Consider the following 21,256-nt stretch of genomic DNA (forward strand, 5'->3'; position numbering starts at 1 on the left):
ATAAAACTCAACATGGGAGAAATGGTATTTATGGCAGATACAACCAAGCTCGCTGCCGAGATTCTCGAGATGGTGGGCGGCGCAGACAACGTTACATTTGTAGCTCACTGCATGACTCGTTTAAGGTTCAACCTTAAGGACGAAAGCATCGTAGACGATGCAAAAGTCAAGGCGATTGATGGCGTGATCGACATTCGCCATTCCGCGGGGCAATATCAGGTGATTGTGGGACCTAAGGTCGATAAGGTCTATGAAATCGTTGCCAAGGAAACCGGGATTGACGCCGGAGATTCCGAGGCAAGCGAAGGAGAGACTAAGGGCTTTCTGGGAAAGCTAATGAAGTTCATCAGCGGCATCATGATGCCCGTTCTTCCTGCCTTGATCGCATGCGGAATGATAAACGCCATCCTTAGCATTCTGACGACGGCGGGTGCTGTTTCCGCCGAGAGCGGAATATACACTCTGCTGTACGGCATGGGAAATGCCTGCATGTATTTCCTGCCCGTTCTTGTCGGATCATCTGCTGCTCAGTTCTTTGGAACCGATCGATATATCGGTGCGGTACTCGGCGCAATCCTGGTTTATCCGACTTTCGTTGCTGCGGCCGGAGCGGGCGATGCGCTGGATTTGCTCGGCATGAAGTTCACAATGGTGAGCTATTCCTCCACGGTGTTTCCTGCTATCGTGGCGGCTTGGTTCGCATCCGTTCTTAATAAGTGGCTGCGGGCGGTTCTTCCCGATGTTGTGGCATTTGCGCTCGTCCCGTTCCTGACGGTTGCTGTTGCCGCCCCCGTCTCGCTCCTTGTGATCGGCCCCGTTATTCAGCAGGCGAGCTCTTTGCTTGCGGCTGCAGTGCTGGCGGTCTATCAGTTCAGCCCCGTCCTTTGCGGCGTTATTCTCGGGCCGATATTCGGTCTCGTTATGATCCCCCTTGGACTCCATTGGGCCCTGATCGTGCTTTCCATCAACAATATTATGACCGTCGGCTCCGATCCTATCCTTGGACTTCTCTGCTGCAGCATGGGTGTTGTCGGCGCTTGTTTGGCGTTTGCCCTCCGCTCGAAGGACCCGAGTGAAAAGAGTCTTGGGTTCAGCTGTGCCATTACGGGCTTTTTCGGGATTACGGAACCGGCGCTGTACGGCATCATCTTGGAGCACAAGAAGATCATTATCGCTTCCATGGTCGCCGGAGCAATCAGTGCTGTTATCCCGGCGATTTTCAACACCTGTACGTTCGTTATGACGTCGAGCGGCATTTTTAGCTTCCCCGGTTATATGGATCCTTCTGGTGATATGAGCAGCCTCATCGGCGCAATTCTTTGCAATGTCGTCGGTTTAATTCTTAACTTCGTTCTCGTTTACATCCTGTATCGCCCTGATGAAGAGGCGGTAGTGGAGTAGACAATTATTCGGGATGTAAGCTGCCGAAAACCCCGCGGCAGATTGCATGTGGTGGGCTTGCCGTTGATTCACGCGAGCCCACCCTCATTTTTGGAGTGACTAGCTATGACAATTACTGCCGATATGACGTTTGGCGAAATCGCGCTCCTTCCTGAGTTCGCTGGCTTTGGCGAGCACCTTATGCTTTGCCGGCCTTCAACTTGGGAGCGCATGTGGAATAAACCCATTGTGTCTCATATGAATTCTGATGCTAATCCATATGAAACTGCTCGCGTTTTGCGTGGATTGAATCGAATTGTCGAGCTCGTGGATGACGGGAGGCAGGTTGCCTACGATATTTGGGATGAAGCCGACTGCATCCGTGATCCGACTCGGCGCAATACGAAACTGTTCTTCTTTCCCGGGAGACCTAGGGCTCCCTTTATCATTGCGGTTTCGGGCGGAGGTTATCAGAGCGTTTGTCATCAAGTGGAAGGCTTTCCCGTTGCCCCCGAGCTCAACGATGCGGGCTATAACGTGTTCGTGCTGTCATACAGGGTGAGGGTCGAGCCTTTGATGCCGCGCCCAATCGACGATTTAAATCGAGCCGTCCGTTTTGTCCTGGAGAATTCAGCGAAATTTAATGTCGCAAAAAGTTATGCAGTTATCGGCTTTTCTGCTGGTGCGCATTTAACTGCCGAGTGGGGGACGGACAACAAGGGATTTGCGTCCTACGGATGCGAGGCGCCAAAAGCCTTGGCCCTGTGTTATGCACCGATTGATCTTCATGGCTTTGAGAACGCATCAGACAATAGATTTCTTGATTCGGTGTGCGGCGGGGCTGGTCGCGACTCGCTCGATGATTTCTGTATTAATCAGCATGTGTGGGAGCAGTATCCTCCGACATATCTTTGGCAATGCGCTGACGATGATATTGTATCGCCCGACAATTATGAAAAGATGGTCGATGCTCTGGATGCAGCTGGAGTACACCATGAGGGAGTCATGTATTCAGAAGGGGGGCACGCATTGATGAAGCCCCATGCGCCGGAGACCGACTACTGGTGTATGAGCGTTATTGAGTTTCTTAAAGATTATCTCGACTAGGAAACTGCATGTCGCTTTTTAAGCGGGTGATTTCGTCATGCAATGTTTTCGGTATTGATCGTGGTCGTGGATGAATGATGTTCTAGAATGTTCGTACTGTCACATAAACGAACAGGAGCGAACATGCATATCTACTCTGTATCAGATCACGAGTTCAAATCTTATGGCTGCGTGTGGAACGACGTTCCGTCCAACCTGACCGCTCCGCTCATCGAGGCGCTCGCGGCTACGCCCATCCCCGAGGGCAGCAAGTACGTAGCAAGCGCGCCGGAGCTCGAGGGCGTCAAGGATGCCGATAAGCTGGGCTTTCTCATGTACGGCGGCCGCTCCTTCCAGCTCGGCTGGTGCAACGGGCACAACACACGCCTCAACTGCCTGGAGTATCACCGCGCCAGCGAGTTTAACCTGGGCGCCCGCGACTTTATCCTGCTCGTGGCGCATCGCTGGGAGATCGAGGACGGCAAGCTCGACACCGCGTGCGTCAAGGCGTTCCGCGTACCGGCGGGCAAGGTCGTTGAGGTCTTCAACACCACGCTCCACTACACGCCCTGCATGGTCGACGACGGCGGCTTCCAGGTGATGGTGGCGCTGCCGGCGGGCACCAATGGCCCGCGCCCCGAGGCTGCAGCCGACATGCCTGCCGCCGGTGACAGCTACTGCTACTGGAAGGCTGACAAGTGGGTCCTCTGCCACGCCGATAGCCCCAAGGCAGCCGAAGGCGGCTACGTGGGCCTCGTCGGCAAGAACCTCGACATCACCGTGGACTAGGGGCTTTTGTTTTAATCTGTAACACCTGGCGGGCTAAATCGTCTCTACCTGTTACAGATTGAGATAACCGCAGAGGGTGCCCGAAAGATCTCGATCTGTAACACCAGGCCCGGTTTTGGCGGTCTACCTGTTACAGATCAAGACAAACCGCCCCAAACCACCACAAAGGTGCCTGTCCCCTTTGTGGTGGTTTGGGGCGGCGGTATCAGAAAGTGTCAGGCAGGGGCGGCTGCCGGACGCCCGCGCGCGAAAAGAAGTGTCGACCTGCGTTGCTGTCGTTGAGCGGCGCGCTGTTTGCGGGGATACTGAAGCTACGACAAACAGCGTGTGAAAGGATTGATGCATGGCTTTCCGTAAAGACTTCCTGTGGGGCGGCGCGACGGCTGCCAACCAGTGCGAGGGCGCTTACGACGTGGATGGCCGCGGCCTGGCCAACGTGGACGTGGCACCGCACGGCCCCGAGCGCTATGCGGTGGTCTCCGGCCAGCGCAAGATGCTCGACTTCGAGGACGGCTATTACTACCCCGCGCAGACCGGCATCGATTTCTATCACCACTACAAGGAGGACATCGCCCTCTTTGCCGAGATGGGCTTTAAGACCTTCCGCATGAGCCTGGCTTGGACCCGCATCTTCCCCAACGGTGACGAGACCGAGCCCAACGAGGCCGGCCTGGCTTTCTACGAGGATGTGTTCCGCGAGTGTCAGGCGCACGGCATCGAGCCGCTCGTGACCATCACGCACTTCGACTGCCCGATCAACCTCATCAAGGAGTACGGCGGCTGGCGCAACCGCAAGCTCATCGACTTCTACAAGAACCTCGCGACCACGATCTTTACCCGCTACAAGGGTCTGGTGAAGTACTGGCTCACCTTCAACGAGATCAATATGATCTTGCACCTGCCGTTTATGGGTGCCGGTCTGGTCTTTGAGGAGGGCGAGAACAAGGAGGCCGTCGAGTACCTGGCCGCCCACAACGAGCTCGTCGCCAGCGCTTGGGCAACCAAGATCGCTCACGAGATCGACCCTGAGGTCAAGATCGGTTGCATGCTTGCCGCAGGTAGCTACTACCCCTACAGCTGCCGTCCGGGCGATGTGCGCCAAGCGCAGATTGACAACCAGAGCAACTATTTCTTCGTCGACGTTCAGAGCCGCGGCTACTACCCGGCCTATGCCGTCAAGAAGCTCGAGCGTTTGGGCATCGATGTGGGCATGACGGATGAGGACCGCGAGATCCTGGCCGCCAACACCGTCGACTTCATCAGCTTTAGCTATTACAGCACCCGTTGCTCCGCCGGTGCCGATAACCCCGATGTCGAGCGCACCCAGGGCAACGCCTTCGCCGGCGCCAAGAACCCCTACCTGCAGGAGAGCCAGTGGGGCTGGGCCATCGATCCGCTGGGCTTCCGCATCACCCTCAACGACCTGTACGACCGTTATCAGAAGCCGCTGTTTGTGGTCGAGAACGGTCTGGGCGCCAAGGACGTTGTCGAGGAGGATGGCTCCATCAACGACGACTACCGTATCGACTACCTGCGCCAGCATATCGCCGCGATGCGCGATGCGGTGACCGAGGACGGCGTTGACCTGCTGGGCTACACCACCTGGGGCCCGATCGACCTGGTGTCTGCCGGCACGGGCGAGATGTCCAAGCGCTACGGCTTTATCTATGTGGACCGCGACGACGCCGGCAACGGCACCCTCAAGCGTTCCAAAAAGAAGAGCTTTCACTGGTACAAGCATGTCATTGAAACGAATGGTGAGGATCTGTCCTAAGGAAGCCGAGACACTCAACTTCAGAGTTTCCTAACCAATACGCCCGGCGAGCAGTTAATGCCCGCCGGGCGTTTTGTTAAAAGAAGTGAAAGCACTCATTGGGGACGTACTTAAATGAGTACCCGCAGAATGAGAGTGGATAATCTCCCGTTTTTAGCCTGTTTGTGGGCTCAAAGTGGGAGATTATCCACTCTCGCCATTTGGGCGTCCAAAAATCCTCGCTCGTTTTGTCTTAGTCATTGGGGACGTTCTTAAACGACTAGTCGCTGGCGACGTCCCTCGCCGTCGGCGGATTTTGGGACATGTGGCCCGCTTTTTGGGCCCGCCTGTCGGTACACTAAAAGCACTATGGGTACCCGCGAGCGACATATCGGCCACGCGACCGCCCGATCCGCGCCCGTGGCGGATCTTAGGGGCGGCAGGCTCTTCGCCATGCCGCGATTCCTTGTTGGAATATCGCATGGCGTGTATCGCCACCGCGTCTTTGTTATCGCCGGCGCCATTACCGCGCTGTTCCTTATGCTTTTGGCAGTCTTGCCGGCACTGTTTGCCTCCGACCCCAAGCTTTCCAACACCGTGCCCGCCTATAGCGAGGTGTCCGAAGAGGTCGTGGATGCGCTCGTCCACTCGAGCTCTCTCCCGCTGCTTGTCGCCGCAATTGCATTTTCAATCTGGGGTGTGTTGGCGTACCTACGCTGCTTGGACTACGTCTTGCGCCGCCGCCTTGTTGCCATCGCCGCCATTTGTGCCCTGTGGATGATCGAGGTCATCCTCAAATATAAGTCGTTCACGCCGTTCTATGCCACCGTGCTGTGGTACCTGTACTACGTGCCCATGACGCTCATTCCGCTGATCTACCAGCTGTGCGGTCTGCGCCTCGCGGGTTTGGAACAGCATCGTATGGGGCGTCGGTACCGCACCGTTTTGTGGGTCATGGCTGTCCTGCTTATCGGCTTTGTGCTTACTAACGATGTTCATCAGCAGGTCTTCCATTTCGATCGATCGAGTGGAACCTGGAGCAACGATTACACATATGGTTGGGGCTACGGTACCGTTCTGGTATGGACAGCCTTTAACTTCGTTGCCTTTTTTATCCTGGTGGGCCGGTCCTCGTCCTTTCGCATCCAGCGTTTCTCGGGCACGGCGGCGCTCGTACTGCTGGGTGGCGCATTCTTTGCCATCTCGTATGCTCTGCGCGTGCCCTGGGCATGGAGGCTCAACTTTTCGCTCGTCTATTGCGTCCTGTGCGTGGTGGCGATGGAAATCTGTCTCGATTGCGGTGTCATTCCGTCATATCACGACATTGCTGGCATCTTCGATACCTTGCCGCTCGACCTCAAAGTTCTAACGCGCGACCTGCAGGAAGTCTATGCCACACCGGTGTCAAAGCCAATGCCGGCGGGCGTGTGCGAAGAGCTGCGGGCCCAGGAACACGGGCATGCCCATGCCTTTGCCGTGGCGTCCGATCCCGATGTAATGTACCGTGCCTTTCCACTGCTGGGCGGATCGGCCCTGCTTGCCCAGGACGTCTCGGAGCTCAACGAGCTCAATCGCGAGCTGGCGCATCGTCGCATGGAGCTGCAGCGCCAAAACGAGCTGCTCGCCGCCGACTACGACCTTAAGACGCATCTGGCAGACCAAGAGGCCGAGACCTTACTGGTCCAAGACGTGGACCAAGCGCTTGCCCGTGCGCTCGAAGGGATGTACGACCTGTTGAGCTCGCTGCCGCCGTTGACCGATGAGGCATCTTCGCACGAGCGTTACCGCATGCTGCAGCGCGCCAAGATGCTCGTCGCCTATTGCAAACGCAAGGGGTCGCTCACGTTGGCACAGCACGGGGAGAGCGGTTTTGACCGCGACCGCATTCAGCTCATCGCCAACGAGCTCGCAAGTGACCTGCGCACCATCGATGTCGATTGCGCCTCGATTATCGCCATACGGCGCCCGATGCACGCCAGTACGGTAAGCGCCCTGTACGACTGCGTGTATGACTTTGCGTTTTTTGCCTACACCACCGACCATCCGGCGCTTATGTATCACTTGGGCGACCTTGACCGGTGCAGTGTCGAGCTGCGCGCCACGCTTTTTTCCAACGATGATGAAGATCTTTCGCAGACGCCCGCTGCGCAAGAGCTCGAAAGCGCTCTGCAAGGGCGCAACGTGGCATACCGCCTTGAGGGCGAGCCCGGCCAGCTGCGCATGATCGTCTTGATGCCGAGGGCGGGTGAGTGACGATGCAGATTTCGTTCATCCTTCCCCAAATCGTTGCGCTCGATGTTATCTTTGCCCTGGCTGCGTGTCTGCAGATGATCCACGTCCCGCTCATCGCATCGCGCCGCTCGTCCTATAACCGTAAGGTGATTTGCGCCTACGAGACGAGCCTTGTGCTTCACCTGATGATTTCGGCGCTCATCTTATTCGCGTCGTCTGGCTCGTATCTGGTGGCGCCGCTTGACGTTTGCGCCAGGGCAATGGGCGGAGTGCTGTGGCTCAATGCCGCGATCTTTGCCTATGGCGTGGTCCTTATGGTGCACTATCGTCGCCCTGTCATGCTGGCCGAGCTGCTGCTTGTTGGCGCCGTGACACCGCCGGTGGTTTTTGCCATGGGCTCGGTGTGGGCCGTTGTCCTTATCGCAGAGGGAGCGTTCTTCCTGTTCCGTTCCGTCGCGGCGCTCTTGATGGACGTCCGTAACCGCCAGGAGGATATCACCGCGTTCTCGACGATCGAAACCATCAACGTGATTCCCGTGGGCATCCTGTATCTGGACTCGAGGGGCCGTCCACTGCTCATGAACCGCTGCATGCGTAAAAACCTGGTGGAGCTTCATATGCCCACCGACCTAGGCGATATGAGCGGTACATGGAACGACCTGCGCAAGCTCAGCATGCAAATGCCCGAAGGCGGTAAGAACCGCGTGCGGATCAACCTGGACCGCTTTGGTGAGGCGCGTGCGGTGGTCGAGGTTTCTCCCGCCGAGATTCGCCTGTTTGTGTGCGATGGCGTTATGGTCTCGGGCCGTTCGTTCGAGCGCATAATCGGTCTGGATGTGACAGAGTATGCGCATGCGCATGACCGCCTGGCGCAGGCCAACCACCTGCTTGAGCTTGCGGGCCAAGAGCTCCAGGCCCAGATCGAAGAAGTCAAAAAGGTTGCTGGCAATGCGGCCTATCTGCGTATGCGCGCCCGCGTGCACGACGTGATCGGGCAGCGTCTGTCCATCCTCCATCGCTATTTGGAGGAGGGGCGCTTGGACGACGAGTCGCTCGAGCAGATCGACCCGCTGCTGCGCTCAATCGCTGCCGATCTGCGCAGCGGGGGCGACACCGAACCGGCAGAGCAACTGGGCGATATCGTCCATGCTTTTGGCCTGGTGAGCGTGCAGATCGATGTTGAGGGTGCGCTGCCTGAGGACGCGCGTGTCGCCGCTGCCTTTTTGCAGATTATCCGCGAGGCCTCGACCAACGCCACCAAGCATGCGCAGGCGCATCGGGTCCATGTGCGCTTGTGGCAGGAGAGGACGGATGCTGACGCCGTCGCGCACATGACGATTTCTAACGACGGGTCCCCGGCCCCCGTATCGTATCGCGAGGGAACGGGAATCCCAGGTATGAGGCATGTCGCGCAAGATCTGGGTGGCAGCCTAGAGGTCCACGCCACCCCGCCCTTTACGCTTACGGTATCCATTCCGCTTAACGCCAACGACACGTCCCAAAGGAGAAACTCATGATCCGCGTGTTAATTGTCGAAGATCAGGCCATCCTGCGCGAGAGCCTGGCGCGCTCCGTTGGCGACCAGCCCGATATGACCGTCGTTGCCGCGATCGCCGATGCCTCCGAGGCCTTGGGTGTCGCGCTCAAGGAGCGCCCGGACATGATACTGATGGACGTGTGCACCGAACACGATTCAAACGGCATCGTGGCGGCGGCACGCATCAAGGAGCAGCTGCCCGAGTGTCGCATCATTATCATGACAGGCATGCCCGAGATCACCTTTGTCGATCAGGCCCGCGAGGCGGGCGTCGATAGCTTTGTGTACAAGAACGTCGGTATCGACGAGCTGTTCGCCGTGATGCGCTCCACGTTGGCTGGCTACTGCACGTTTCCCAAGCCGCCCGAGAGCATTTTTTCGGGTACAGCAGCCCTCGACGATGTCGAGCTATCGATTTTGCGCCTTGCCTGCGAGGGCAAAAGTCGTCGCGAGATCGCGGCCGAGCTGTTTATGAGTGAGGGCACCATCAAGCGCCGCATCTCGGAGATCCTGAGCAAGACCGGCTACGACAACATCATGCGCCTGGCCGTGCATGCGGTGACCGAGGGTAGCATCGTTCCCAACATGGAGCGCCCGTAATCGACGCGCTCACCCGTGTTCCGGCACCGCAAGGATAGGCCGCCCACCGTTTCGCATCTAAAAACGGCGGGCGGCCTGCTTGTATGGGCAGTGCTGTCGGCATAAAGCGACGGGGCCGCAGGATCATCTCCTGCGGCCCCGTCTGGTGTGCGCGGATGTGTCCGCCAATCCGCGGCTGATGTTACGTGCCGCTACGCGATGGTTGCGCTGTAGGAGGCGACGTCCTCGTAGGAATCGGTCAGGTAGGCGTCGATGCCGATGGTCGTGTTGACTAGGCTGTCGAAGCTGTCAAGCGTGCCCTTCGAGAAGGTGAACTCTTCGGTGGCGTTGGTGCCGGGCATCAGGTGGGCCGAGAACCAGGCTTCCTTCATGGTGCCGTTGACGTTTGTCTTGCCGGTGGGGGCGTAGAAGGTTCAGGTCCTTGTCGCTCTTGTTGGTGATGTTGACGACAAAGCCGATGTCGCCCCAGTCGTCCTGGAACTTCTCGGTGATGGTGATGGTGCACAGGTCGTCATCGGCGACAGTGACGGCGGGGGAGATTTCGACGCTCTGGACATCGCCGTCTTCGACGGCCTCCTCGACTTCCTCTTCCTTCTCGGCGGCCTCGTGATCCTTCTTCACGGTACCGGACAGATCCTTATCGGACTTGCTAAAGATGAGCTTGTCCTCGCCGTCCTCAAGGACAAGCTTGCCGTCCTCGAGCTTCACGTCGGTCGTCTCCTTGTCGACGGTGATACTCGCGGTGGTAGCGTCCTTGGCCTCCCACTTTAGGTCGGAAACTTCGGAGAACAAATCGAGGCTGCCCGTGCCGTCTTCGTCCAGGACCAAGATGCAGCTGATGCCCCATTCCTCGAACATATCCATATACTCATCGGTCAGCTCTTCGCCCTCCGTGGTTCCACCCGAGAGCTTCCAGCTGCCGACAAAGTTGGCCTTGGGGTCTTTGCCGCCGCTGCAGCCCGTCAGGGCAAAGGCGAGCGCCAGGACGCATGTCAGAAATGCGAGTACGGACTTTTTGAACGTTGTCTTCATGGTGTCCTCCTTTATCGAACGAAACCCATAGAAACAAATGCGGGGGTGCGGAACCCCCGCCAATTACCAGATAGAGGGGCTAGGGCCTGGGCGTTCCGCAGTTGCTGCAGAACTTGCCGCCGTTTTCGCTGCCGCAGTTGGGGCAGAACCACTTGGCCGGTGCCGGGGCGGGTGCGGGACTGCCACACTCGGAGCAGAACTTGCCGGTGTTGGTGGCGCCGCAGCTGCAGGTCCACGTGCCGGCCGCAGGTGCGGCGACAGGAGCCGGGGCGGGTGCCGGAGCCGGCTGCGGGGCAGCCTGCTGCTGTGCCTGACCGGCGGCGAACAGCTGGCTAGCGTTCATGCCGCCCATGCCACCTGCCATGCCCATGCCCATAAAGCCTGCCATCGCGCCGTTGGGGTTGGCCGCTGCCGCGCGCATTGCGTCGCTCTGGGCGCTGGCAATGTTGGCTGCCGCCATGGTGGGATCGCGCATGACTGCGGCCTTCTGCAGGTCCTTGATCATCTGCTCGTCTTCTTGCGAGGCTGCGATGGAGTTGACGCCAAAGCTCACGATCTCGACACCACGCAGGTCGCGCCAGTCGGCAGAGAGGACCTCGTTGAGCGCACGAGCGAGCTCGGTGGTGTGGCCGGGGATGGCGCTGTAGCGGATGCCCATCTCCGAGATCTTGGCGAAGGCGGGCTGCAGGGCGGTGAGAAGCTCGGACTTAAGCTGGCTGTCGATCTTGTCGCGCGTGTAGCTATCGGTCACGTTGCCGCATACGTTGGTGTAGAACAGCAGCGGGTTGGTGATGCGGTACGAATACTCGCCGTTGCAACGCACGGAGATGTCGACGTCCAGACCAATGTTGTTATCGACCACGCGGAAGGGCACGGGCGAGGCGGTGCCGTACTTGTTGCCGATGATCTCCTTGGTGTTGATGAAGTAGACGCGCTGGTCCTTGCCCGCGTCGCCGCCAAAGGTAAAGCGGCTGCCGATATTGGCGAAGGTCTCCTTGATGGAATCGCCCAGGTTGCCGCTAAAGACGCTCGGCTCGCTGCCGGTATCGAAGACGAACTCACCAGGCTCCAGCGCGACTTCGATGATCTTGCCGTTTTGCACCACGAGCATGCCCTGGCCGTCGTTGACGGCGATGACCGAGCCGTTGGAGATGACGTTGTCCTCGCCGCGCGTGTTGGAGCTGCGGCCACCGGTGCGTTTGCTGCCCTTGCAGGCCAAGACGTCAGCAGGCATCGATTCGCAGTAGATAAATTCCTTCCACTGGTCGGCCATGACGCCGCCGGCAGCTCCCAATCCAGCTTTCAAGAGTCCCATGGTGATCTTCCTTTCTCGTCAAAGGCCGGGTGGTATTGGTCGGATTGCTTAGTCGTCCTTGTCGTCTTTCATGACAACGGTGGTCTCGGTGTGGTTGAAGGTGTCGTGCTTCTCGGTCAGGTCGAGCTCGCCGCAGTACTCGTCGGCGTGGGTGGCCTCGTTGGCCGTCTTGAGCTGGCCTACCAGTAGCACGTCTCCGATAATCACGATGATCAGCGGCGCGACGATGTTGATGAGGATGCCCTCGATATCAAAGGCGAGGTAATCCGGATCGAAGGCGTTCTCACCCATAAAGAGAATCTGGGAGAGGATAAATCCGATCACAAAGAACAGCACCGAGGCAATAGCGAGCTTGGGCTTGGAGCAGGGGAGCTCGCCGACCAAGCGGCCGGTCTGGCCGTTCATGGCAAACAGGTAGCTCTTGCCGTTCCACGAGGTGGAGAGCATCCAGACGGGGAACAGGGCGTAGTCGCTGTCTTCCCAGGTGTAGTCGAGCTGCTTGCTTTCGACCGTGGCATCGTCGTATTCGTCGACGACAGTCTCGCGCAGGGCCGAGATCGTGCTTTCTTCCATACGGCGCTCGGCGCGCGCCTTGCAGGTCTCGCAGTCCTCGTCGTAACGGTTGGCGATGTAGCCGGGCATATATGCGACCGAGAACGGACGCAGCGCGTCGTAGTCAAACGGCTCGATGGCGTCCATGTGGCCGTCGGGCATCTTGGACGATCCGTCGACGGGCACGCGCTTAAACGAGATATTGCCCTTGCGATAGGCATCGTAGTGGTCGGTGGTCGTGACGGTGCGGTCGGATTCCTCGGTCACGGTCTCGTTGGTCGCGTCAAAGTACACTTCGCCGTCCACGCGGGCGCCGTAGAGCCAAAACGGCACGTAGACACCTTGGACCTCGTCGATGTGGTTGCCGGTGACAAAGCTCTTGGGCAGCAAGATCTTGCCCTTGTAGTGTTCCTTGAGTGCGGCCGTGACGTCGTCGCGCCCGAGCTTAAACGGAATCACCAGGTCGGGCGAGAAGTCGCCAGAGAGCTGGCCGGGCGCCACGGCGGAGTTGCCGCAGTACGGGCAGGTGGTGACGGCGACGGTGCCGTCGGACACGAGCTCGGCGCCGCACGACGAGCAGATGTAGCCGGCGTTTTGGGCGAGCTCCTGCACGGCATCGTCGGCAGCAGGTTTGGGAGCTGCGGCTGCGGCATCGGCTTTGGCATCTGCCTTGTCCTGGCGCTCGCGATAGAGGGCCTCGACTTCTTCGACTTCAAAGCGTGAGTCACAGTAGTCGCAGACAAGCTTTTGCTCGGCGCTGGCAAAATGCAGGGGACCACCGCAGGCAGGGCACTGATAGTTAACGCTCTCGAAGGCCATGATCGGTCCTTTCCGTGCCGGAGGCTATGCGCCGATGGCGCCGCCGCAGTATTCGCAGCGCCCGCTGGCATCGGGAATGGTGGTCGCACCGCAGAAGGGGCAGGTCACCGCCGCCTTGGGGGCCTTGGCGGCAACAACGCTGTCGCGCGTCTCCTGGCGCAGCTGCACCAGCGCGTCGCGGACCTCGGTTGCCTGGCGCTTGGCCTCGCGGTACTCGATGGAGCCGCGCTGATCGATGGTGAAGTCGTTTACGCGCAGGTTGATCTCGGTAAAGTACGGCGTGTTGACGTGAATGGTCAGATTAAAGTCGTAATCCAGGTCGTAGCGCGGCGGGTTGTAGCTCTCGCGCTCGCCGTCCTTGGTCTCGCGATAGATCTCGATGCGATGCTCGTCGATATCCATATCGCAGCCGAGTACCTGCGAGAACTCGATGATGTCGGGATTGGCGTCGCGCCAGCGGCTCTGCGAGGTGATGATCAGCAGGCCCGCGTCTTCGTCGAGCATGATGTTGGTGCGTCCGGCAGAAAGCGTGCGCGTGGGATTGAACGACGCCAGGCGCTCGGCGTTGGCCTCGCGGTAGGCGAGTTGCTCGCGGATATCGTCCGCGGTGCTGGAGCGATAGCCGTGGAAGTAGGGGGAGAGCTTGCCGACGCACTCTTTGCACAGGTAGCCCTCGTTGATCTTGGTCTTGCCGAGAAGTCCCAGCTCGGTACCGCAGATCGCGCACTCTTTCTTCTCGAACATCTTGTCAAAGAAGCCCATGGCTGCCTCCCATCAACTGGTAGCGTGTGTCACTTTTGATGATGGGGGAGTGCGCAGCCTTTCACGATACCCAGACGGCTCAACGAGTCTCCACAACTGGGACACATGGCCCATTTTTGACTAGTCATTGGGGACGTACTTAAATGAGTGAAACTACTCATTTAAGTACGTCCCCAATGAGTACCCGCAGAATGAGAGTGGATAATCTCCCGTTTTTGGCCTGTGTGCAGGCTCAAAGTGGGAGATTATCCACTCTCGTCATTTGGGTGTCCAAAAATCCCCGCTCGTTTGGCGCCTGGGGACACTCTTTGTCGAATGTGGGCGTCGCCCTTGCTATGCCACAGTCACGGCGACCTGGGTGTAGCGGGTGCAGGAGCACTCGGCGCGCGTCTGCACGGTGAGGGTGAGCACAAAGCGGTCGCCGGGTCGTGCGTCGGCGGGCACGATGAAAGTGGCATCCTCCGTGCATTCTTGCCATAGCGACAGATCCTGGACGCCTGCATAGCTCGACGGGTCTACGGCGACATCCCAATGCGCATCGAAGCCCCTGCCGTCGGGGTCGACGATGGTCGCCGCAAGGTCGATGCGCTCGCCGGCTGCGGCGCTGCGGTCGGCCGTGACCTCGACAACATGCGCCGGATGCGAGCAGGCTGCCGGATCATGGGCACACCATTGCGCGCGGGCGGCAAAGTCTTCCTGATAGGCACGCAGGTAGGGATTGAGATTGTCGTCTGCGGGCGTGCTGATGGAGGCAAAATCGGCGGGCGCCTTCGCATCGGGGTGTCCATCAAGAAACATGCGGCCGAGTAGCGTATCGAAGTCGCGGTCGTCAATACCGCGCAGGCCAAACGGCAGCAGCGGAATATAGGTCATGCTGTCGCCTTCGGCCATAAAATCGCCGCGCTCAAACTGCACCGCGGGCATGCCTTCCAGGCCCCAATCCAGACGGGCATGCTTGCCAAACTGAAAGCGCTCGGGCTCGTTTTCGTAGACCTTACCATCGCCATAGAACATATAGCGCGCCATGAGGGGGCCGTTGCCCTGCGTGAGATTCTGCTCGGGCCAAGGAGCCTTAAACAGCGGCAGCGTATCGGGCTGAGCTGTTTTGGCGTCGAAATAGTTGCCATACATATAGGGCGTACGCCAAAAGATGAGCTCGGGAAAGAGCTCGCGCCCATGGTCGAGCCACGAGTTATCCTGCCCCACACCATCGGCAACGCCCATCACGCGCACCTTCTGATAGACCCGCTGCTGTACGGCGGGCCACTCGGGCGTGGCGCGATAGCGCTCGGCAATACTCATGAGGGCGCGAACGATCGTATTCATACCACCCCAGCTGAGCAGCCATAACGTACGCGGATCATCATCCAGAATCGCCAGCGCAATTACGCGAGACCCCTCAGTTTCCTCAGTCACATCACCCTCAAAGGCAACATTTCCCACAAAGGTGCGCTCGATCATCTGGGCGGGCGTGGGAAACGGCGGCTCACCGGCAGCGGCGGCATTTGCTTGCAACTGCGGCCAAGCCTGGGCATATTCATTACTCCAGAGACTCTCAATCCAATGCTCGGGAAACGGCCGATACTCACGAAGCTCGCCGGCTAGCGGATCGGGCTCATGAGGCACAACAGCCCACTCATAAGAGCGCCGCCCTTTGGTCCGCCAATGCGAATTCACCTCGCCGAGCGTATGAACCCCATCCCCAAGAAAGTGATACTGCGAAGCCGTATACACCACAGCCTGAACATCAAGCAAGTTGAGATACAGAGCCAAATGAACAAGCGAGTTCATATCATCGACTTCCATATCGGTAGTAGCAATCACCCGAGTCAAATTCTGGGACATAAGCAAAGCTCCAACCAAAATAATTTCAGCCAGTTACGCGCAAGGCAAGACTAAACCCCGGTCCCCGCGATGGGAGGGCTTAGCGGTCGACCCTGGCTGACCACTCCCAGCAGCCCACCGGCTCGCCGTCGATGAGTACGTTGCCCCCGTCGAAGTCTTGATAACACAGGTCGTTGAATTGGTGGATCCACACGCCGTGGTTGAACGTCTTCTTGGCCGAGCCGTCGGCCTCGCGATACACGCCGGTCAGGTCCTCGACATGGCTAAAGTAGGTGAGATGCACGTTGGCGCCGGCACCGCGCAGGCGCGCGAACAGCGGCAGCACGGTCTGTTGCGGGTGCACGAGCTCGTCGCCCTTGGAGTGCGTAAACCACAGCGGCGTCTTGGCGAGCGCGGCCACGTCCTTGTCCGTGGCGTTGTACCACGGGGCGCAGCAGGGAAGGCCCGCGGCGAAGAAATCGGGGTAGTCGGCGCACAGGCGCAGGGTCATAAAGCCGCCGTTGGAAAGACCGGCGACCACGATGCGGTCGGTGTCGATGCGGTCGACATGCTCGGCGACAAACTCGTCGATAAGCGCCTTGAGCACGGAGGAGTAGATGCTCTGGTTGGAGCGACCGAGTTGCTCGACGCCGTTGTCCATCCAAAACGTGGGCGACTGCGGCACGAGCACCCAGGCAAAGCCGCCAAAGTAGCGCTGGATCTGCGCCTGACTAATGGCCGTCACGCGGTTGCCGATATAGGCGCGCGTAGCGCCTTCGCCTTGCGTGGCGCCCTTGCCCTCGCCGGCGCCGTGCAGATACACCACGAGCGGTGCCTTTTGGGGTACGACCGTCGCCTCGGGCGCGAAGGGATTGAAGCAGGCCGAGTCCTCTGCCTTAAAGCTGGGCTCAAAGAAGCCGTATTCGAGCGCGATGCCGTCGACGGCGGTCTTTTGCGTGGCGTTGCTCCAGCCTTTGAGCGCGGGGCAGATATCGCCACGGCAGGTGTCGAAGACCAGGCCGCAGGTGGGATCGTCGCCGTCGTTGCCGGGAAGAGCTGTGAGCTGCGTGATGCGCAGCTGGTCATCGAGCATGCGCGAGCCCATGACGCCGCCTTCGATGGTCTTGGTCAGGCGCTGCTCGGCGACCTCGAGCGCCACATGGGTGCCCACGGCGAGCTTACGTCCGTTCTCGTCGCACGGATATGCGGCGAGAATGTCGATGTAACCCACGGAGGGCGCGGCATGGTCGGCGCCGCGTTCCTTGCGCATCAGAACATCGCCCGAGCGCTCGTGACGCTCTACATATATATGGAAGGTGTTCGCGTCGATGTCGTTGGCGCGCACGGTGCAGGGCAGGTCGAGTACGACCTTGCTGATCCAGGGGCCAAAGTCGCCCAAGGTGGTGACGGTTGCGTAGGTACACAATTTGAGTTCCATGAGCTGCCTCCCTTGCGCCGCGAATGCCTGGCATCTGCGGCAATACAAACTAAACATGTTTAGTGTAATCTAGAATTGAAGAATAACCAGATGAACTCGGTAAACGGCAAAATTGAACACGTCGTGAACTACTAAACGTATGTTTACTAGCTTCTAGCAGGGATTCTGTTGATGAGTTAACAGATCAGTGAGGTGTTCATCAAAATAAAATCCCACGTAAATGGCTATATATCAATAGAGGGTCAAAGAGACCATCTCCCGCCATTCAAATACGTTCACCCCCGATTTCCTACCGTTCACCGGACTGTAGACGGCAAAATTGCCATAAATTCGGCGCTCCGTGTAAACTAAAGCACGTAAACGTTCAGTAAACACCTTGTTTACAAAAGCGTATCCAAGGGTCCGGCAACCGTAAGGGGTTATAGTCGCCGGGCCAAAGGCGTGCCTAAGCCCAAGGGGGCTGGCACACGAAGATATGGGGAGGGGTCCCATGGCAGTAGATAACAAGCAGATTGCCACCGATGTCCTCGAGCTCGTGGGCGGTGCGGAGAATGTTTCCGTTGCCACCAACTGCATGACGCGCCTGCGTCTGACGCTCAAGGATAACAGCAAGGCCGACGTGGAGAAGATCAAGAAGGTCAAGGGTGTTCTGGGTTGCCAGTTTGCCGGCAGCCAGCTCCAGGTCATCATCGGCCAGAACGTGCCCAAGGTGCTCGCCGAGTTCGTCGCCATCTCCGGTGTCAAGCAGGGTGAGGCCGTCAACGAGAACCTCGATGCTCCCAAGGAGAAGTTCGAGCTCAAGAACCTGCCCAATATCATCCTCGACTATCTGTCGGGCTCCATGACCCAGCTCATCCCGCTGCTCATGGCCGGCGGTCTGTTCCGTACCATCGCGGCCGTCCTCGGCCCCACCATGCTCGGTGTGCTCTCGGCCGACGACCCGACCTATACGTTCCTCTACACCACGCTGTACGAGGCCACGTTCACCTTTATCCCCATCTACCTGGGTTATGCCGCGGCTAAGAAGCTCGGCGCCAGCCCGGTGCTCGGCATGCTGCTCGGTGGCGCCCTCATGGCTCCTTCCGTGGTGAGCGTCGCCACCCAGGAGGGCGGCGGCATCATCTCCGTCTACGGCATCCAGATCGCTGCTGCCAACTATCAGCAGTCCGTCCTGCCGATCATCCTTTCGGTGCCCGTCCTGTACTTCATCGAGAAGTTCTTTAAGAAGGTTATGCCCGACGTGCTGTCCACGGTCTTCACGCCGTTCTGCACCATGATCGTCACGATCCCCATTGCCTTCATCGTCCTCGCTCCGATCGGCAACGAGATCGGTACGCTGATCGCCAACGCCCTCTTCGGCCTTGCTGACCTTGGCGGCATCGGCATCCTGATCGTCATGGCCATCCTCGGCGCCTTCTGGCAGCTCTTCGTGGTCTGCGGCATGCACATGCCCGTCATCCTGCTCGCCCAGGTTCAGATCATCGCTGCCGGTTACGATCCCTTCGTCTTCGTTTCCACCAACTGCGCTATGGCCGCTGTCTGGGGCTGCGCCTTCGGTGCCTTCCTCAAGATGAAGAACCCCGACGAGAAGTCCCTTGCCATCGGTTACGTCATCTCCGCCATCGCCGGCGGCGTTACCGAGCCTGCGCTCTTCGGTATCCTCATGCGCTTCCGCCGCACCATGCTCGGCATGTTCATCGGCGGTGCCATCGGCGCTGTGTTCTCCGGCCTCATGGGTGTTACCTACTACCTCGCAGGCGGTGCGTCCAACTTCCTGGTCTTCACCAACTACCTGCAGGGTGGCCAGATGAACACCGTCTGGGCTATCGTTGGTATGGCAATCTCCTTTGTCATCGCCGCTGCCGTCGTCTTTGCCTGCGGCTTCTCCAAGGAGGAACTCGCCGAGATGGAGGCCTAAGGCCAAACCGTTCGGTCACATATGACCTCACCTACACGACAGGGCCCCGTCAGGCGTAAGCCCGGCGGGGCCCTTCTTGCAAGGTAGACTGATGGGGCGGACGGGATTCGCCCGCGAGGGTTTGCCAAGCGGCAGGGGCTTTCGCACGGGGTTACCGCGAAAGCCCCCGGCGGTTCGCAAATCCTTTATCAAACGAAAGGACATGCAGATGAGTTTGGGAAAGCTGACCGTCAACGGTCGCCAGGACGGCTTTTTGTGCGAGGGCAAACCGTTCTTCTGGTTTGCCGATACGTGCTGGAGCGCATTTACGAGCATTGCCGAGGATGACTGGGACTACTACCTGACCCGCCGTGCCGAGCAGGGCATGAATGTGCTGCAGATCAACACGCTGCCGCAGTGGGACCGCTGCTGCCCCGACCTGGGCATTTGGCCCTATGCCAGCGAGGACGGCGTGCACTTTGATTGGTCCCGTCCCAACCAGGCATATTGGGACCGCGCCGCCGCCATGTGCCGTGCTGCCGTCGAGCACGGCATCCGTCCGGCGCTCGTGCTTATGTGGTGCAACTACGTGCCCGGTACCTGGGGTGCCAAGATCGCCGAGCGTTGCGGCGCCGAGGTTATGCCGCGTGAGGAGGTCCGTGCCCACGTTGCCCGCGTCGTCGAGAACCTGGGCGAGTTCAACCCCGTCTACGTGGTGACGGGCGATACCGACTTTGCCGGCGACGAGGCGATCGCCTATTACGAGGACGCGCTCGACGAGGTCGTCAAGCGCGCGCCCGAGGCGCTGCGCACCATGCATATCAACCGCGCCAATCGCACCATTCCGGCGCAGTATCTGGACCGTCTGGACTTTTATATGTTCCAGCCCGGCCACAACTACGAGGGCCAGCCCGAGGCATGGCGTCTGCCGCAGGACTTTATCGCCAACTACCCTAAAAAGCCGATGGTCAACTCTGAGCCTTGTTACGAGCAGATGGGTGCGTCGCGCAATGTGTACTGGCGCTTCACCGCGCAGGATTGCCGCGCGAGCGTATGGTCGTCGATTCTTGCCGGCGCCAGTGCCGGCGTAACTTACGGCGCACACGGCGTTTGGAACTGGCAGACATCGCGCAGCCAAGGCTCGGTGCTGGGCGAGGGCTTCGACATGCCGTTCCGCTGGCAAGAGTGCCTGCAGTTTGCGGGCGTGTGGGACTTTGGCGCGATTGAGCATGTGCTTGCCGGCCTGGGTGCCACGGCTGCCGACGACGCGCTTGCCGTGGTTCCGGCGCAGGAGCTGCTCGATGACGCGCGCGAGGCCATTCGTGTGGCGCGCGTTGGCGATCGCGTCGTCACGTACCTGCCGCGCACCACGGCGCTCAAGTTTAAGCTCGACGGCGCGCGCGGCTGGACGGCGACGGTCCTCGACATGGAGGACAAGCGCATCGCCAAGCTGCCCGTCCGCGATAACGGTGACGGCACCGTGCGCGTGGCTCAGCATCCCTTTGAGCACGACGCTCTGGTGATCCTGGCCCCCGGGCGCTAACGGCTCTTCTCCAATATTTACAGCCCAGTCCCTTTCATTAGGCTGCGACGGAATGGTTCCTGCATGACGGCTTTAAGCTGCCAAGGGGAGCCATTCCGTCGCACTCTTTGTTTACTCATTGGGTACTCATTGGGTGTTCCTATAGTTTTGTCAACCGTCGGGGCTACTCCCGGTAGGGCACCCGGTCGCGCATCACGGCGTATATCGCCCTGAGCCGCTTCCTCGCGACGGCCTTGAGCGCCCGCCCGTGCCCCATGCCCCGCGCCCTGCAGGCCCGGTAGTACTCGCCGTAGCGCCCCGACGACCTCACCAGGCTGTTGCACGAGAAGATCAGCAGGGACTTGAGCCTCGCGTCGCCCCGCCTGGACGCCCTGACCGACCTCACCGACGTGCCGGAGCTCCTCACCCTCGGGGCTATGCCGCGGTACGAGGCCAGGTGGTCGTGGTCCGGGAACCTCGCGATGTCGACCGATACCGCGAGCTGCGCCGCGGTCCTCGGGCCGATGCCGGGCACGGTGAGCAGGCACGCGTAGGTCTCGTCGCCCTCGAGCAGCCCCGCCGTCTCGGCCTCGAGGGCCCCGGCCTCGTCGAGGGCCTCCGATATCCGGGCGGCCAGGAACCTGACCTGCCTGTTCTCGGCCTCGACGAGCGCCGGCGGGGGCGCGGTGGAGGCGGCCGCGGCCTCCCCGGCGGCCTC

17 protein-coding genes are annotated in these 21,256 nt (G+C 59.6%); 9 read left to right on the forward strand and 8 right to left on the reverse strand.

Annotation, left to right across the window (positions count from 1 at the left end):
* Nucleotides 1–30: 30 nt before the first annotated feature.
* The 7 genes from DW821_RS05470 to DW821_RS05500 all read left to right on the forward strand — a co-directional run bounded on the left by DW821_RS05470 (nucleotide 31) and on the right by DW821_RS05500 (nucleotide 9,377).
* Nucleotides 31–1,401: a PTS transporter subunit EIIC gene (locus DW821_RS05470; RefSeq protein WP_158567030.1), complete on the forward strand. Its 1,371-nt coding sequence runs from the start codon at nucleotides 31–33 to the stop codon at nucleotides 1,399–1,401.
* 105 nt (nucleotides 1,402–1,506) lie between these two features.
* Nucleotides 1,507–2,487, forward strand: a complete 981-nt coding sequence (locus DW821_RS05475; protein WP_117766239.1) for an alpha/beta hydrolase — start codon at nucleotides 1,507–1,509, stop codon at nucleotides 2,485–2,487.
* A 123-nt stretch (nucleotides 2,488–2,610) separates the two neighbouring features.
* Nucleotides 2,611–3,255 carry a DUF4867 family protein gene (locus DW821_RS05480; protein WP_117766237.1) on the forward strand — a complete coding sequence of 215 codons (645 nt, stop codon included), beginning with the start codon at nucleotides 2,611–2,613 and terminating at the stop codon, nucleotides 3,253–3,255.
* A 343-nt stretch (nucleotides 3,256–3,598) separates the two neighbouring features.
* Nucleotides 3,599–5,029 (forward strand): 6-phospho-beta-glucosidase, encoded by a 1,431-nt coding sequence (locus tag DW821_RS05485; protein WP_118065968.1) that lies wholly within the window; start codon nucleotides 3,599–3,601, stop codon nucleotides 5,027–5,029.
* Nucleotides 5,030–5,461: 432 nt separating this feature from the next.
* Nucleotides 5,462–7,261 (forward strand): histidine kinase N-terminal 7TM domain-containing protein, encoded by a 1,800-nt coding sequence (locus tag DW821_RS05490; protein WP_158567546.1) that lies wholly within the window; start codon nucleotides 5,462–5,464, stop codon nucleotides 7,259–7,261.
* Between the two features lie 2 nt (nucleotides 7,262–7,263).
* Nucleotides 7,264–8,757 (forward strand): sensor histidine kinase, encoded by a 1,494-nt coding sequence (locus DW821_RS05495; protein ID WP_147487031.1) that lies wholly within the window; start codon nucleotides 7,264–7,266, stop codon nucleotides 8,755–8,757.
* Nucleotides 8,754–9,377 (forward strand): response regulator transcription factor, encoded by a 624-nt coding sequence (locus tag DW821_RS05500; protein WP_055252147.1) that lies wholly within the window; start codon nucleotides 8,754–8,756, stop codon nucleotides 9,375–9,377. The genes DW821_RS05495 and DW821_RS05500 overlap by 4 nt, the downstream gene beginning before the upstream one ends.
* A 191-nt stretch (nucleotides 9,378–9,568) precedes the next feature.
* Here the strand turns inward: DW821_RS05500 and DW821_RS10115 are convergent, their stop codons facing one another.
* From DW821_RS10115 to DW821_RS05530, 7 genes are all read right to left on the reverse strand, one after another.
* Nucleotides 9,569–9,718, reverse strand: coding sequence for a hypothetical protein (locus DW821_RS10115; RefSeq protein WP_158567547.1), 150 nt, complete (start codon nucleotides 9,716–9,718; stop codon nucleotides 9,569–9,571).
* Entirely contained in the window at nucleotides 9,666–10,409 is a 744-nt protein-coding gene (locus tag DW821_RS05505) for a hypothetical protein (RefSeq protein ID WP_118065974.1), read from the reverse strand. The genes DW821_RS10115 and DW821_RS05505 overlap by 53 nt, the downstream gene beginning before the upstream one ends.
* 79 nt (nucleotides 10,410–10,488) lie before the next feature.
* Complete coding sequence (locus tag DW821_RS05510) at nucleotides 10,489–11,724, reverse strand: SPFH domain-containing protein (protein WP_118065976.1); 1,236 nt, start codon at nucleotides 11,722–11,724, stop codon at nucleotides 10,489–10,491.
* Between the two features lie 48 nt (nucleotides 11,725–11,772).
* A complete protein-coding gene (locus DW821_RS05515) occupies nucleotides 11,773–13,095 on the reverse strand; it encodes a hypothetical protein (RefSeq protein ID WP_117839933.1) in 1,323 nt (440 codons plus the stop codon).
* 24 nt (nucleotides 13,096–13,119) lie between these two features.
* On the reverse strand, nucleotides 13,120–13,857 hold the full coding sequence (locus DW821_RS05520) for a DUF4428 domain-containing protein (protein ID WP_118065978.1): 738 nt from the start codon (nucleotides 13,855–13,857) through the stop codon (nucleotides 13,120–13,122).
* Between the two features lie 333 nt (nucleotides 13,858–14,190).
* Nucleotides 14,191–15,702: a nucleoside hydrolase-like domain-containing protein gene (locus tag DW821_RS05525; RefSeq protein ID WP_117766222.1), complete on the reverse strand. Its 1,512-nt coding sequence runs from the start codon at nucleotides 15,700–15,702 to the stop codon at nucleotides 14,191–14,193.
* A gap of 79 nt (nucleotides 15,703–15,781) precedes the next feature.
* A complete protein-coding gene (locus DW821_RS05530) occupies nucleotides 15,782–17,119 on the reverse strand; it encodes a prolyl oligopeptidase family serine peptidase (protein WP_118065980.1) in 1,338 nt (445 codons plus the stop codon).
* 490 nt (nucleotides 17,120–17,609) lie between these two features.
* Between DW821_RS05530 and DW821_RS05535 the strand changes: the two genes are divergently transcribed.
* Nucleotides 17,610–19,037 carry a PTS transporter subunit EIIC gene (locus tag DW821_RS05535; RefSeq protein WP_118065982.1) on the forward strand — a complete coding sequence of 476 codons (1,428 nt, stop codon included), beginning with the start codon at nucleotides 17,610–17,612 and terminating at the stop codon, nucleotides 19,035–19,037.
* A 208-nt stretch (nucleotides 19,038–19,245) separates the two neighbouring features.
* A complete protein-coding gene (locus tag DW821_RS05540) occupies nucleotides 19,246–20,559 on the forward strand; it encodes a DUF4038 domain-containing protein (RefSeq protein WP_117778723.1) in 1,314 nt (437 codons plus the stop codon).
* A 163-nt stretch (nucleotides 20,560–20,722) separates the two neighbouring features.
* Here the strand turns inward: DW821_RS05540 and DW821_RS05545 are convergent.
* On the reverse strand, nucleotides 20,723–21,256 hold a 534-nt coding region (locus DW821_RS05545), incomplete at its 5' end, for a transposase (RefSeq protein ID WP_147487033.1).

Origin of the sequence: Collinsella sp. AM33-4BH, from assembly GCF_003469205.1 — a bacterium.
GTDB lineage: Bacteria > Actinomycetota > Coriobacteriia > Coriobacteriales > Coriobacteriaceae > Collinsella.